The sequence below is a fragment of the Streptomyces sp. NPDC006385 genome, from assembly GCF_040612485.1.
Classification (GTDB): domain Bacteria; phylum Actinomycetota; class Actinomycetes; order Streptomycetales; family Streptomycetaceae; genus Streptomyces.
Genome location: NZ_JBEXQG010000026.1, coordinates 54,064 through 67,546 on the forward strand (window position 1 = coordinate 54,064; position 13,483 = coordinate 67,546).

Sequence of the window (13,483 nt, forward strand, 5' to 3'; positions counted from 1 at the left end):
AGGTGAGGGCCCTGCTCAACGACGTGATCTTCTGGGTGCTGGCCCTGCTGGCCCTGCTGGCGGTGGCCAGTGGCGTCATGGTGTTCCGGTTCGAATCCATGGCCCGGGCCACGTACGCGCTGCTGACCTCTCTGCTGTGCGTGGGCGGTGAAGTGCTGCTGCTCGGGCTGGACTACCTCGGGGTCGTGATCGTGCTGATGATGACCATCGAGATGGCCATCATGGCCGTGTTCATGGTGATGTACATGATGAATCCGGCTGGGCTCATGCCGATGACCATGGTCCACAACAAGCAGGGTGCGGCCGCGATCTGCGCGGTGGTCTTCGCCGTACTCGCCGCAGGGATCCTGCTCGCCCCGTGGCCGTCCCGGCGCGGCAGGCCGTCGGACGATCCCACCCTGGATCTGGGTCTGTCGCTGATGGGGCCTCAGATGCTCACCATGATGACCTTGGGGCTCGCCCTGTTCGCCACCATCGTCGCGACCGTCGTCCTGGCGACCCGCCGGGGCCGCTACGACCGCTTCGGCGACGACCTGAAAGCGCGGAGGGCCGACGACCCGGTACAGGGAGGGAGGGGCCGATGAGCCTGGAGCTGTTCCTGCTGCTCGCCGCCGCGCTGTTCTGCATCGGTCTGTTCGGCGCGCTCACCCAGCAGTCGATCGTGATGCTCATGATGGGGCTCGAACTGATGCTGGGCGGCGTCATCGTCGGCGCCGCGGCCGTCTGGCACTACATCGCCCCGGCCGCCGCCGACGGGCAGGTACTGGTGGTCCTCGCGGTTACGGCGATGGCGGTGGAGATGGCCATCGGGTTCGCCGTGGTCACGGCGCTTTTCCGGGCTCGTGAGGTCGACATGACCGACATGGCGGCGGAGCTGAAGGAGTGAGCGCGCTGCTGTGGGCGCTCGTCGCGCTGCCGCTGACCGTGGGGACGCTGCTGGCGGTCGCGGGCCGCCCGGCGGACCGGTACGCCCCCGGTGCCGCGGTCGGCACGGCCGTCGCTGCGCTCGGCCTCGCCGTCGCCGTGGCGTTCGAGCACCCGCGGGTCGAGGCGCCGCTGCTCGAAGGGCTCCCCGCCGGGCTCGCGGTCGACGGGTTGTCGGGCCTCATGGTCGTGACCGTCACGGCGGTGACCGTGGCCGTTTTCCTCTTCAGCGTCGCGGACATCGGACCGGGCGAGGCCCGTGCCCGCTTCTTCGGGCTGATGCTGCTGTTCAGCGGCGCGATGCTGACCACGGTCACCGCGACCACGCTGCCGGTCCTGCTGATGGCGTGGGAAGTCATGGGCGCCACTTCCTGGGCGCTGATCGGCTACTGGTGGCGTGACACCGAGCGCGGCGATGCCGCCAACACGGCCTTCCTCACCACCCGCGCCGCCGACCTCGGTCTTTACCTTGCCGCCGGAGCGGCGCTGGCGAGCGGGCAGGCCGGTTCCCTCGCCCTTGAGGACCTCACGGCCACCACCGGGGCGTGGTCCGACATCGTTACCGCCGGTGTCATCGCGGCCGCGTTCGGCAAGTCGGCCCAATTGCCGTTCAGTTTCTGGTTGTCCAGGGCCATGCAGGGGCCGAGCCCGGTCTCCGCCCTGCTGCACTCGGCGACCATGGTGGTGGCCGGGGCGTATCTGTTGCTCCGGTTGGAGCCGCTGCTCGCGCAGTCCGGTTGGGGCGGGCAGGTGGTGGCGTGGACGGGCGCGGTGACGGCGGTGGTGCTCGGCCTGGTCGCCGTGGCGCAGACCGACCTCAAGCAACTGCTCGCCGCATCGACCTGTGCCCAGATCGGCTTCATGGTGCTCGCCGCGGGGGCCGGTGCGGTCACCGGCGGAACCCTGCAGCTCATCGCCCATGCCGCCGTCAAAAGCCTGGCCTTCCTCGTCGCGGGGGCCTGGCTGACGGCCCTCGGCACCAAGGCGCTGCCCGCCCTGCGCGGCGCGGCTCGGCGGCACCGTACGGCCGGGATCACCTTCACCGTCGCGGCCCTGGCTCTGGCGGGAGTCCCGCCCTTTGCCCTGTGGGCGGCCAAGGACGTACTGCTCGCCGGTGCCCTGGAGGACAACGCGGCGTTGTACACCGTCGGGTTGGCCGGTGCGGTCATCTCCGCGGTCTACAGCGCGAAGGCCTTGTGGTTCGTCTGGCAGCCCGTTGCCGTACCGGACGAACGTGAGCAGCGGCTGCCGTATGCGGCTCGGCTGCCGCTCGCCGCTCTGGCCGTCGCCTGTGCCGCACTGACCGTCACCTCCTTCCCGCCCGTACGGGACGCGGTGGAGCGGGTGCTCGGCGGCGAGGCACAACCCAGTCCGTACGTATGGGAGTTCGCCCTGTCCGGCGCGCTCGCGGTGGCCGTCTCGGCCGTGGTCTGGATCCGCGGTCCTCGACTCCTCGCCCTGCCCGGCCCGATCAGCGTCCTGGCGTCGGGATGGCTTCGCCTGGAGACCGCCGCGCGCACGCTCCTCGTGACCCCGGTACTGCGCCTCGCCGACGCGCTCGCCGCCTTCGACGACCGGGTGCTGGACCGCGCCGTCGAAGGCACCGCCCGCGGCTCGGTCCGGCTGGCGCGTTGGACCAATGCCCAGGCCGAGAGGCTCGTCGACGGCACCGTGGAAGGCGTGGCCGGCGGCGCCCGTGCGCTCGGCCGGTGGGCGCGCCGACCGCAGACCGGGCAGTTGCACCAATACCTCGCTCAGGCCGTCGCCGCCTTCACCGTCCTCGCCGTCGTCCTCGTCCTCGTGAGGTGACCGCCGTGCTCACGGCCATCGTCCTGCTCCCGACCGCCATGGCGGCCCTCCTGCTGTGCCTGCCGCGCAGCACGCCCCGCACCCTATTCCTGACGGCCTGGGTTGTGACCACCGCCGCCGAACTGGTCCTGACGGTGATCGTCTGGGCGAGATACCGGGCCGATGGCGGCATGCAGTACGAGACGCGTGCCCGCTGGATCCCCAGCGCCGGCATCAGCTACCACGTCGGCGTCGACGGCCTGTCCTTGCCGCTGGTGGCCGTCACCTGCGTACTGTTCCTCGCCTGCGCCCTATACGCGTGGCGCGAGACGCGCAAGGTGCGGGAGTTCGCGGCGCTGTTCCTCTTCCTGCAGACGACGTGCCTCGGCCTGTTCGTGGCCCTGGACCTGATCCTGTTCTTCGTCTTCTTCGACCTGTCCATCGTGGCGATGTACTTCATCATCGCCGGGTGGGGACACCAGGGCGCCGCCCGCGCCGCGCTGAAGTTCTTCCTCTACACCTTCATCGGCTCCCTCGCCCTGCTGCTCGGCTTCATCGGCCTCTACCTGGCCACTGACCCGCACACCTTCGACATCGTCGAACTGACCCGCGCCAATCCCCTCGCCGGACGCTCCACCTACGGAGCGCTCGTCCTCCTCGCCATCGCCGTCGGGCTGGCGGTGAAGACCCCGACCGTGCCCTTCCACACCTGGCTGCCGCCCGCCCACACCGACGCCCCGGCCGCCGGGTCGGTGATCCTCGCCGGCGTGCTGCTGAAGATGGGCACGTACGGATTCCTGCGCATCGCGATGCCCGTCCTGCCCGGCGCCTGGCGCGACCACGCGCTCGTCTTCGTCGTCGTCGGCGTGGTCTCCGTGCTGTACGGAGCACTGGTCGCCCTCGCCCAGAACGACTTCAAGCGCATGGTCGCCTACACATCCGTGAACCACATGGGCTACATCATCCTGGCGATCGGCGCGGCCGGGGCCGTCGGCGCCGGCCATGAGGAGGCCCGCCGCCTCGCCGTCACCGGCTCGGTCTTCCAGATGGTCAGCCACGGCCTGCTGACCGGCGCGCTGTTCCTGCTGTCCGGCGTGCTGTACGAGCGCGGGCGTACGTACGAGATGTCCGCGTACTCGGGTGTCGCCGGGCGGGCGCCCGTCTTCGCCGCGATGACCGGCGTCGCCGCCTTCGCCTCGCTCGGGCTGCCGGGGTTCTCCGGCTTCATCGCCGAGTTCCAGATCCTCACCGGGAGCCTCGGGCCCGAGCCGGTCGCCACCGGCCTTGCCGTGCTCGGGATCCTGCTCACCGCGGGCCTGTTCCTGCGCGCCCTGCAACAGGTCTTCCTCGGGCCGCTGCGGCTGCCCGCTGCCGCGCCAGGTGCCGACCGGCCGTTCCCCGACATCCTCCGCCACGAAGCACTGGCGATCGTCCCCCTGCTGGCTCTGGGAGTCGTCCTCGGCCTCGCACCCCGTTTCGTCCTCGACGTCATCGAACCGGCCTCCCGCGCCGTGCTGGAGCTGCTCGCGCGATGAACGAGATGACCGGGATGAACGAGAACCCCCTCGACCTCCTCCCCGAGGTGCTGCTCGCCGCCTCCGCCGTACTCGGGCTGCTGCTCGGAGCGTGGCTGCCGCGCCGCCGCCAGTGGCTGACCGGGGCCATGGCGGGCGCGGCCTGCATCGGAGGGATCGTGGCCGCCGCGATTGCCGCGGCCAAGCCTGTGGAGACGGCTTTTGGCGAGTCCTTCGCCATCGATCCGCTCACGGCCACCAGCAGGATCGTCATCCTGGGCGGCACCCTGCTCGTCCTCACGCTCGCCATGCCGCGCCTGTACGCCGACCCGCGCGAAACCGAGTTCTACGTCCTGCTCCAGCTCGCCGCTGTAGGCGCCCTCGTCCTGGCCGGAGCCCAGGACCTGCTCCTCCTCGCCGCCGGCTACCTGCTGGCGAGCGTGCCCGCCTACGCGCTGGCCGGATTCCGCAAGGACGGCCCCGGCACCGAAGCGGCCTTGAAGTACTACGTCGTCGGCGCGCTCCTGGGCGTCCTGATGCTCACCGGCATCACCGTCCTGCTCGCCGCCGGCAGGGCGACCGCGTACCCCATGCTGCGTTCCGAGCTCGCCGAGGCACCGGCCGGACTGGTGGCGGTCGGCACGCTCGCCCTGCTCGCCGGTGTCCTGTTCAAGGCCGGAGGCGTGCCCGGCCACTTCTGGGTACCGGACGCCGTCCAGGGCAGCTCGGCCCCGGTCGCCGCCTTCCTCACCACCATCCCGAAGATCGGCGCCTTGGCGGCCCTCTACCGTCTCGGCGCGGTGCCGCTGGCGGACGCCGACCTGCCCTGGGCCGACCTGGTGGCGGTCCTCTCGGTCGCCTCGATGACCCTGGGCAACCTGGCGGCCTTCTTCCAGCAGGACGTCAAACGGCTGCTCGCGTACTCCACCATCAGCCAGGTCGGCTACCTCCTGCTCCCGGTGGCCGTCGCAGGACGCACCGGCCTCGACCAAGTGGCGCTTCTGTACTACCTGGCCGGGTACGCGCTGACCAACCTCGGGGCCTTCGCCGTCGTCTGCGCACTCCCCGGACCCGACGCCATCGACGACTACCGGGGCCTGGCACGGGCGCACCCGGCCCTGCTGGGCTCGCTCGTCGTCTGCCTGCTGGGTCTGGTGGGCACGCCTCCGACCGCGGTCTTCCTCGGCAAACTGGAGGCCTTCAGCGCGGCCTTCGACGGCGGCTACGCCTGGCTGGCCGTCGTTGCGGCCGTCAACACCGTCGCGTCCCTCTTCTACTACCTGCGCTGGATCGCCCCGGCGTTCCTCGCGCGCGGACCCGCGGGTGACTCCCGTACGACGTCACGGACGGCCGCTGTGATCGCCTACGGCGCGGCAGCCGGATCCGTCGCCCTCGGGCTGCTAGGCGGCACCGTCCTCGACGTACTGGGCGGTCCGCTCGCGCCCTGACCGCCCGCCCCGGAGTGTGTCGTCGCCGCCGGGCAGGAGTACGCGCTTGGACCTGGGGCACGAGCGTGCGAACAGTGCAGCACCCGTCGGCCACCCGCAGGCGCACGGCGGGCGACCCATTGGCCTCGGCCAGCTCGGCCGGCCGACAACCGGACGGACTTCTGATCACCTGAACACCCTCCGTTCCACAAACGTACTAAGGGCAGTAGCAGTAGATGCCCATGCGGCGTCTCTGTGTGCCTTTACGACGCGACGGCGTGACAGTACGGACCCGCCGTGCTCGGACGATCGGGAAGGTGAGATGGGAACTCTTGCGCTCAGTTGGGCCATCGGGCTGGTCTCCGCCCTAGTGGCCGCCGTCAGCGCGGTCCGGATGGCGACCACGAGCGGTGAAACCCGGTTCGCGGCGGGTGGCGACCTACTGATGGGCCTGTGCATGGCGGCCATGGCGCTTCCGGCGACAGTCGGCTGGTACGCGGGCTATGGCATGTGGTGGGCAGTGGCGTTCGGCGTCCTCGGGCTCGGGGGCGTGGCGATGGCGGTCAAGCACACCCGCACGTGCGGATGGAAGCACGGCCGCCACTGGGTCCACCTCATCGTCGGCAGCGCCGGCATGGTGATCATGACACTCGCCATGACGAGTACTCCATCCGGTCCGGTGCTCGCCCTGGGTGGGCACTCGATGGCGCACATGCCGGGCATGGAGAACATGAACATGGAGAGCACGGCCGGCGCGCACCAGATGGCCGGCATGGAATCCATGGAAGGGATGGAATCCATGGAAGGAATGGGCTCCATGCATGGGATGGACATGGCGGGCATGACGAACGCCGCAGCCGACGCGGGCTCCTCCGCGGGGTCCGGTTCTGCGTGGCGGTACGTGATCGTGGCACTCGCCGTGTACTTCCTGCTGTCCATCGGCGCGTCTGTATGGGCCAGGGTCCGGGGCACCGGAGGGCGCGGCAAGGGCTCAGGCTCCGCGTACGGCTGGGGCCGCTGGCTGCTCGCCATGCCGGACACGGTGCTCGTCTTCCTGGCATCGCTGACGATCTCCGTGTGGGACAAGAGCAAGACGGCGCGAGGGTCGGGTCGCGGGCGGCGGCGCAAAATCGGAGCCGCCCCGGATGCAGCTCTGGCGGCTCATATCGGCATGGGCGGGAGCATGTCCGCCATGCTGCTGTTGATGGCCGCGTGACAGCCGGTCAACCCTGAGCGGGCACGCCGACACTGCTTCCCGGTGCGGAGCGCCGACCAACGTGATCGGCATCGGCGTCGCCATGGACTGGCATCAGCGCCGACCTGAGTCTGCGAAGCCGGGTCGTATCGAGTCCCCGGAACGGCGAGAATGGACACGAGCGATCCGCGTGCTCGGGTGGGCCTGGGCTCCGCGATCACCAGCGATGGCCCACTGCGGGCGCCCGTCCGAAGGGTCCGGTCCGATGTGGCCTCGACAGCTCCGCAGGCGTTCCGTCCCGTTGGCGCTCGGAGCAGCCACAGTCCTGCTGCTCGTCGCCACCGCCTGTGCCGACGGGGGCAACGAACCCGCCTCCACCTCGCCCGCTGCTACCGCGGGCGTGGACCGCATCACGATGGAGGACTTCGCGTTCAGTCCGGCAAATCCTCAGGTGCGGCCGGGAGAGAAGATCACAGTGGTGAACAAGGACTCCGCCGCCCACACCGTCACGGCAACAAAGGGCGACGCGTTCGACACCGGCAGCATCGCCGGCGGGGAGTCCGGGGCATTCACGGCGCCGTCCAAGGCCGGCGAGTACGCCTTCGTCTGCACCTTCCACTCGAACATGACGGGCACGCTGATCGTCCGCTGAGCCGTCCGAGCCCTCGGCCGACTGCACCGCCTGACACGGGCGCCGACCGAGGTCATGCCGGAGAGGCGTCAGACCACGGGGACGGCGGATGCCGCGGGCAGGCTCGCCTCCGTCCGGGCGCGGGACGCCCGCACGCCGAGCAGTCCGAAGCCCACAGCCAGCCCGGCCCACAGCAGCCCCATGGACGCGGCCGAAAGCACCCGGAAATTCCACACCAGCGTGGCTGGAGCGGTCACCGCGTCAGGGTTGTCAGGCAGCGCGAACAGCGACGCCAGCGCGGCCAGCACGATGGCTGCAACGGCGAGCTGGCGCAGCGGCGCGGAATGGCCCTGCTCCGCCAGCCACCCGTGGACGCGCCAGGCCAGGGCCACGGCGATCACGCCGATCGCGATGGCTGCGAGCCATGCGTGGGTGCGGGTGTCGAGCGTTCCCGGGTCGCCCACACCCGGCGGGTTGGCGGGATAGCGCAGGAACGGCAGCAGCCAGAGCCCGGTGATTCCAGCTCCGGCCAGGGTGAGCGAGCGCCGCCACGGAGCGGCGTCCGGATCACGGCGGTGCAGGATCGTGTACACGGCGGCGAAGAGGACCCCGATCGCCGCTCCGGTGAGGACGGCGGCCACCAGCAGGCCCGTGTGCTGCGTGGAGCGGGAGAAGACCTCGGCCGCAGCCGATCCGCTGCCGCGCGCCTCCTCGCGGGCCGCCTCCAGCCGCACCGCCTTGTCGAGCACCGGCTCGGCCAGCAGCCACGAGAATCCTCCGCTGACCAGCCCGGCGGCCGCACCCGCGAGCGCGCCGCGCCCCAGCAGGGAAAGAAGTGATGTCACGAGTGCCCTCTCAGTGGCAGGGGCCGGCAAGAAGGTGCCGGCCGTCGTGGGCGAACTCGTGGACGTAGTTGGCGGATGCCGCGACTTTGCCCAGCACCGGTGAGAGCAGCGCGCCCTGGTCCAGGAAGACCGCGTCCAGCGCGACCAGGGCGAGGATCACCGCTGCGGCAGCGATCAGCCCGTCTCGCAGCGGGTGGACAACCAGGCCAGCGGCCGGTCGTGCCTGGGGAGTCGCCGAAGCACTCATGGAACCTCCTCGCGGGGTGCACACGCCCCGCCGTTCAGGAGGACGACGGGTCAGTGTCTGACTCCCGGGGACAACCCCGGTCACAGTGGCGGGACCGTCCCGGATTTTCACCGGGTTCCTGCTCACCGTCGCCTCGATGTGAAGTTGTCGCCGCGGGTCGCAGCGCTTACTAAGTAAATTAGCGAACCGGGCATCTTTCAAACACATCGTGTGGGCAGGAACACAGATAGCCGGAATACCCCAGGGGGGTATAGTGTTGTCATCGGTCGAGAGGGGCCGGGGAAGCGGTGCCCCTCTCGGACAATGACTCACGCACCGACACCCGAGGGAAGAAGCCATGACCACCGAGACGAACGCCAGCTCTGGCTCCTGCTGTGGTTCCTGCGGTTCCGGCACCACCGTCGACGTCCAGGGCACCGGCGTCACCACCGTCTACAAGGTGTCCGGCATGACCTGCGGCCACTGCGAGGGCGCGGTCTCGAAGGAGATCTCCGCGCTGGACGGTGTCACCTCGGTCCAGGCCGTCGCCAAAACCGGGGAGGTCACCGTCACCTCCGCCGCCCCGCTCGACGAGGAGGCCGTCCGCGCCGCCGTCGACGAGGCCGGCTACGAGCTCGTCGGCCGCGCCTGACAGCTCACCCGGGGCCCACGGACCCGGATACGCGAATTGCTCCCCGCGCCGGGAGGCGTCGCTCCGCTGATACGGACGCTGCGCCTCCCGGCCTCCCCCTGGAGATACGCACATGACCAGCACGGCTCCCGAGAAGGCAGTCCCTGACACAGCGCCCGTGCCCGCCCGTGAGGTCGAGCTCTCCATCGGTGGCATGACCTGCGCCTCGTGCGCGGCCCGCATCGAGAAGAAGCTCAACCGCATGGACGGCGTCGCCGCGACCGTCAACTTCGCCACGGAGAAAGCCAAGGTGGCCTACCCGGAGGGCATCGAGGTCGCCGACCTCATCGCCACCGTGGAGAAGACTGGCTACACGGCCGCGGAGCCGCCTCCGCCCGCCTCCGCCCCTGTCGACGAGCGCGAGAGAGAGGCCACTCCGGCGGCGGGCAGCGAGCTGCTGTCGCTGCGGCAGCGTCTGTACGTGTCTCTGGTGCTGACCGTGCCCGTGGTGCTGATGGCGATGGTGCCGGCCCTGCAGTTCGACAACTGGCAGTGGCTGTCACTGACTCTGGCAGCACCAGTCGTCGTCTGGGGTGCGTTCCCCTTCCACAAGGCGGCTTGGACGAACGCACGGCACGGCGCCGCAACCATGGACACACTGGTGTCCATCGGGACGCTGGCCGCGCTCGGCTGGTCGGTATGGGCGCTGTTCTGGGGCCACGCGGGCATGCCGGGTATGCGGCACGGTTTCGAGTTCACCATCTCCCGCTCGGACGGCTCCTCCTCCATCTACCTGGAGGCCGCGGCCGGCGTCACCACCTTCATCCTCGCCGGGCGCTACCTCGAGGCGAAGTCCAAGCGCAGGGCCGGTGCCGCGCTGCGGGCGCTGCTGGAACTGGGCGCCAAGGACGTCGCGGTGCTGCGCGACGGCAAGGAAGTACGTATCCCGGTCGCACAGTTGGCGGTCGGCGACCGGTTCGTCGTACGGCCCGGGGAGAAGATCGCCACGGACGGGACCGTCGTCGAAGGCTCCTCGGCGGTCGACGCCTCCATGCTCACCGGCGAGTCCGTGCCGGTCGACGTGACCGTCGGCGACGCGGTGACCGGCGCGACCGTGAACGCCGGCGGGCGCCTGGTCGTCGAGGCGACCCGGGTCGGCGCCGACACGCAGCTCGCCCGCATGGCCCAGCTCGTCGAGGACGCGCAGAACGGCAAGGCCGAGGTGCAGCGCCTCGCCGACCGGATCTCGGCGGTCTTCGTGCCCGTCGTCATCCTCATCGCCCTCGGCACCCTGCTGACGTGGCTGTTCGTCACCGGGGACGCCGCCGCCGCGTTCACCGCCGCCGTCGCGGTGCTGATCATCGCCTGCCCCTGCGCCCTCGGGCTCGCCACACCGACCGCCCTGATGGTGGGCACCGGGCGTGGCGCCCAGCTCGGCATCCTGATCAAGGGCCCCGAGGTACTGGAGTCCACCCGCCGCGTCGACACCGTCGTCCTGGACAAGACCGGCACCGTGACCACGGGCCGCATGCAGCTCCAGGACGTCATCCCCGCAACCGGCGTGGACAAGGACGAACTGCTGAAGCTGGCAGGCGCCTTGGAACACGCCTCGGAGCACCCGATCGCCCAGGCCATCGCCACCGGTGCAACCGAGCGGACCGGCAGCCTGCCGGTGCCGGAGAACTTCGAGAACGTCGCCGGCCTCGGCGTCCAGGGCGTCGTCGACGGGCACGCGGTGGTCGTGGGCCGCGAGAAGCTTCTGAAGGAGTGGATCATCGAGCTGCCGCAGGAGCTGGCCGAGGCCAAGGCCGCCGCGGAGGCCGAGGGACGCACAGCGGTCGCCGTCGCCTGGGACGGCGAGGCGCGCGGCGTCCTCACCGTCGCAGACGCGATCAAGGAGACCAGCGCCGAGGCAGTGACCGAACTTCGCAGGCTGGGCCTGAAGCCCGTTCTGCTGACGGGCGACAACCAGCTCGTCGCGCAGTCCGTGGCCAAGGCGGTCGGCATCGACGAGGTGATCGCAGAAGTCCTGCCCGAGGACAAGGTCGACGTGGTCAAGCGGCTCCAGAGCGAGGGCCGTATGGTCGCCATGGTCGGCGACGGCGTCAACGACGCCGCTGCCCTCGCCACCGCCGACCTGGGCCTGGCCATGGGCACCGGCACCGACGCGGCCATCGAAGCGGGCGACCTCACCCTCGTACGCGGTGACCTGCGGGTCGCGGCGGACGCGATCCGCCTCTCGCGCAAGACCCTCACCACGATCAAGGGCAACCTCTTCTGGGCCTTCGGTTACAACGTCGCCGCACTGCCGCTCGCCGCGCTCGGTATGCTGAACCCGATGATCGCCGGAGCCGCGATGGCCTTCTCGTCGGTCTTCGTCGTCACCAACAGCCTGCGTCTTCGGTCCTTCAAGTAGGCAGATGGACAACCCGTTTTGACCGAGGCGCCCGGCCTTTGCGGCCGGGCGCCTCAGCGCACCGTTACCGGAGGCCGACGGTGCGCGCACGGGCAGGCTCCTTTGGAGGACGTGGCCACCTCCCCTGCCCGTGCGCGCGGCTCATGAGGGCTGGCTTCAGATCAGGGTTCGGCGCGCCTGCGGCCCAGCCGGTCAACCGTCCGCCACCGGACATGGCACTCCGGGAGAGCCGCGCTGCGGCGGACCGCCGGGGCCAGGACCCAGCGGCGGACGACGCAGCAGCGCGGCTCGGTGGGCGGCATGTCCCATCCCTTTCACAGCGCAGGAATACTAACCCGCTTAGGGAATGTACGCATCCAGTCTCCCGAGACGTGGATCCCACTCGCCCCGCTGTTCCGCGCCGGGCGCGGCGACAACACCCACAAGCCGTCGGCGCAGACGCCGACCTGCCAGTGGTATGGAGGGCGGGAGCGCCGGTCGGCCAGAGTCCTGGCGGCAGCCACTGGATCCGGTAGGGCCATACGACGACTTGGCGCAGCTCACGTGCGGCCCAGGCGCCGCCGAGGAGGGACCGCCGGGTCCGGCGCAGGCCAGATCACGTGCGCAGCAGCCGCTCGATGGCCCGCGAAGCCTCTGCGATTTTGTCCTGGGCCGCTTGCCCTCCGGCCACCATGGCCTCGTGTACGCAGTGGTCGAGATGTTCTTGCAGCAGCTGCATGGCCACCGCCTGGAGGGCCTTGGTGGTCGCAGCGACCTGGGTGAGCACGTCGATGCAGTACTGGTCCTCCTGCACCATGCGCTGCAGGCCACGGATCTGGCCCTCGATACGACGGAGCCGCTTGAGGACGGCGTCCTTGTCGTCGAGGTAACCCGGTGGGGCCTGCTCGGCCCCGTCTTGCTCCAGCGGCGTCATACTCCCTAAGGGTATGACCTGGCGATGCCCTACTGATGCAAGACTTCCTCGGCACCGGGGTCAAGGGTGTCGAGGCACGGTGGCCCAGCAGGGGTGTCCGACAGCCCGGACGAGCACCGGCCACCCCTGTGCGCTCCGGGGCGTTCAGCCCAGAGAGGTGATCAGGTCGTTGCACGCCTCTTCGCAGCGGCGGCATGCCTCGGCGCACACCCGGCAGTGCTCGTGCATGCCGGCGTGCCGTTCGCACTCGTCACCGCACGCCTTGCAGACAGTGGCGCAGGCCTGAAGGATCGCCCGGGTGACGTTGGCGTCGTAGCCAGTGTGGCGGGAGAGTACCGAGGCGGTGGCGTTGCAGATGTCGGCGCAGTCGGCGTTGGTGCGGATGCACTTGGTCAACTCGTTGACCATCTCCTCCGACATGCACGCGTCCGCGCACGCCGTACACGCCTGCGCACAGGCGATGCACTCCTCGATGCAGCGGGCGAGCTTCTCGCGATCCACCCGACCCAGGTCGGCCGGGTAGGTGTCGAGCATTTCCTTGACCGCGGTGGTCATGTCAGCCTCCGGAATGGTGTCGTCCTGGTGCGGCGGTTGCCGTCCTGCTACGGGTAGCACCAGGTGGGGTGCGGGAAACCGACTGCGGCCTGGGTCATCTGTTGGCGGTGGCCGCGGCGAGCCGTGCCCGGCCGCGAGGGCGCGGCGGGAGCGGTGATGGCGTAAAGACGGTCGCGGTAGCCGCTGCCGTGCAGTACAGCCCAGTGCTGGTGACGAACCGGGCACCAGCCGGTGCGCCGGTGGTAGCGGTGTATTCGCCTGACAGTGCGGCCCCTGCGGCGCGCAGTGACTGCGGTGATCCGGCAGGCTACGGTGCCGCCGGGATGGTGACCCTGACCCGATCACCGGGTGGGCCCAGGTCGGGGCTACGCAATGTAACCGGTAGGCGATGACTGCACCGCCAAACAGAAGGGAGCCG

General features: G+C 70.3%; 14 protein-coding genes and 1 riboswitch. Of the genes, 9 read left to right on the forward strand and 5 right to left on the reverse strand.

Annotated elements, in window-relative coordinates; genetic code table 11:
- The first annotated feature begins 11 nt into the window (after nt 1–11).
- The 7 genes from ABZ078_RS21110 to ABZ078_RS21140 all read left to right on the forward strand — a co-directional run bounded on the left by ABZ078_RS21110 (nt 12) and on the right by ABZ078_RS21140 (nt 7,500).
- Nucleotides 12–584, forward strand: coding sequence for an NADH-quinone oxidoreductase subunit J (locus ABZ078_RS21110; protein ID WP_189906738.1), 573 nt, complete (start codon nt 12–14; stop codon nt 582–584).
- Entirely contained in the window at nt 581–886 is a 306-nt protein-coding gene (gene nuoK / locus ABZ078_RS21115) for an NADH-quinone oxidoreductase subunit NuoK (RefSeq protein WP_189906717.1), read from the forward strand. Before ABZ078_RS21110 ends, nuoK begins: the two co-directional genes overlap by 4 nt.
- Entirely contained in the window at nt 883–2,733 is a 1,851-nt protein-coding gene (locus tag ABZ078_RS21120) for a proton-conducting transporter membrane subunit (protein ID WP_189906714.1), read from the forward strand. The genes nuoK and ABZ078_RS21120 overlap by 4 nt, the downstream gene beginning before the upstream one ends.
- A 5-nt stretch (nt 2,734–2,738) precedes the next feature.
- Complete coding sequence (locus ABZ078_RS21125) at nt 2,739–4,247, forward strand: NADH-quinone oxidoreductase subunit M (RefSeq protein WP_356577331.1); 1,509 nt, start codon at nt 2,739–2,741, stop codon at nt 4,245–4,247.
- Between the two features lie 5 nt (nt 4,248–4,252).
- The gene (locus ABZ078_RS21130; protein WP_356577367.1) at nt 4,253–5,674 is read left to right on the forward strand and encodes an NADH-quinone oxidoreductase subunit N; all 1,422 of its coding nucleotides are present in this window, start codon (nt 4,253–4,255) and stop codon (nt 5,672–5,674) included.
- 301 nt (nt 5,675–5,975) lie between these two features.
- Nucleotides 5,976–6,869 (forward strand): DUF5134 domain-containing protein, encoded by an 894-nt coding sequence (locus ABZ078_RS21135; protein ID WP_356577332.1) that lies wholly within the window; start codon nt 5,976–5,978, stop codon nt 6,867–6,869.
- A gap of 280 nt (nt 6,870–7,149) precedes the next feature.
- Nucleotides 7,150–7,500, forward strand: coding sequence for a cupredoxin domain-containing protein (locus tag ABZ078_RS21140; RefSeq protein WP_356577333.1), 351 nt, complete (start codon nt 7,150–7,152; stop codon nt 7,498–7,500).
- Between the two features lie 68 nt (nt 7,501–7,568).
- On the opposite strand, the gene ABZ078_RS21145 is transcribed toward ABZ078_RS21140, so the two are convergent.
- Together ABZ078_RS21145 and ABZ078_RS21150 are read right to left on the reverse strand one after the other, a co-directional pair.
- The gene (locus ABZ078_RS21145) at nt 7,569–8,324 is read right to left on the reverse strand and encodes a CbtA family protein (protein WP_356577334.1); all 756 of its coding nucleotides are present in this window, start codon (nt 8,322–8,324) and stop codon (nt 7,569–7,571) included.
- A gap of 10 nt (nt 8,325–8,334) precedes the next feature.
- Nucleotides 8,335–8,571 carry a CbtB-domain containing protein gene (locus ABZ078_RS21150; RefSeq protein ID WP_189906710.1) on the reverse strand — a complete coding sequence of 79 codons (237 nt, stop codon included), beginning with the start codon at nt 8,569–8,571 and terminating at the stop codon, nt 8,335–8,337.
- Nucleotides 8,572–8,622: 51 nt separating this feature from the next.
- Nucleotides 8,623–8,694: riboswitch (cobalamin riboswitch) on the reverse strand.
- A gap of 214 nt (nt 8,695–8,908) precedes the next feature.
- Between ABZ078_RS21150 and ABZ078_RS21155 the strand changes: the two genes are divergently transcribed.
- Both ABZ078_RS21155 and ABZ078_RS21160 read left to right on the forward strand, forming a co-directional pair.
- Nucleotides 8,909–9,202: a heavy-metal-associated domain-containing protein gene (locus tag ABZ078_RS21155; RefSeq protein ID WP_189906708.1), complete on the forward strand. Its 294-nt coding sequence runs from the start codon at nt 8,909–8,911 to the stop codon at nt 9,200–9,202.
- A gap of 112 nt (nt 9,203–9,314) precedes the next feature.
- Nucleotides 9,315–11,597, forward strand: coding sequence for a heavy metal translocating P-type ATPase (locus tag ABZ078_RS21160; protein WP_189906706.1), 2,283 nt, complete (start codon nt 9,315–9,317; stop codon nt 11,595–11,597).
- A gap of 161 nt (nt 11,598–11,758) precedes the next feature.
- On the opposite strand, the gene ABZ078_RS21165 is transcribed toward ABZ078_RS21160, so the two are convergent.
- From ABZ078_RS21165 to ABZ078_RS21175, 3 genes are all read right to left on the reverse strand, one after another.
- Nucleotides 11,759–11,899: a hypothetical protein gene (locus ABZ078_RS21165; protein WP_356577337.1), complete on the reverse strand. Its 141-nt coding sequence runs from the start codon at nt 11,897–11,899 to the stop codon at nt 11,759–11,761.
- A 293-nt stretch (nt 11,900–12,192) separates the two neighbouring features.
- Nucleotides 12,193–12,510, reverse strand: coding sequence for a metal-sensitive transcriptional regulator (locus ABZ078_RS21170; protein WP_189906704.1), 318 nt, complete (start codon nt 12,508–12,510; stop codon nt 12,193–12,195).
- Nucleotides 12,511–12,654: 144 nt separating this feature from the next.
- On the reverse strand, nt 12,655–13,065 hold the full coding sequence (locus ABZ078_RS21175; protein WP_189906702.1) for a four-helix bundle copper-binding protein: 411 nt from the start codon (nt 13,063–13,065) through the stop codon (nt 12,655–12,657).
- Nucleotides 13,066–13,483: the final 418 nt, after the last annotated feature.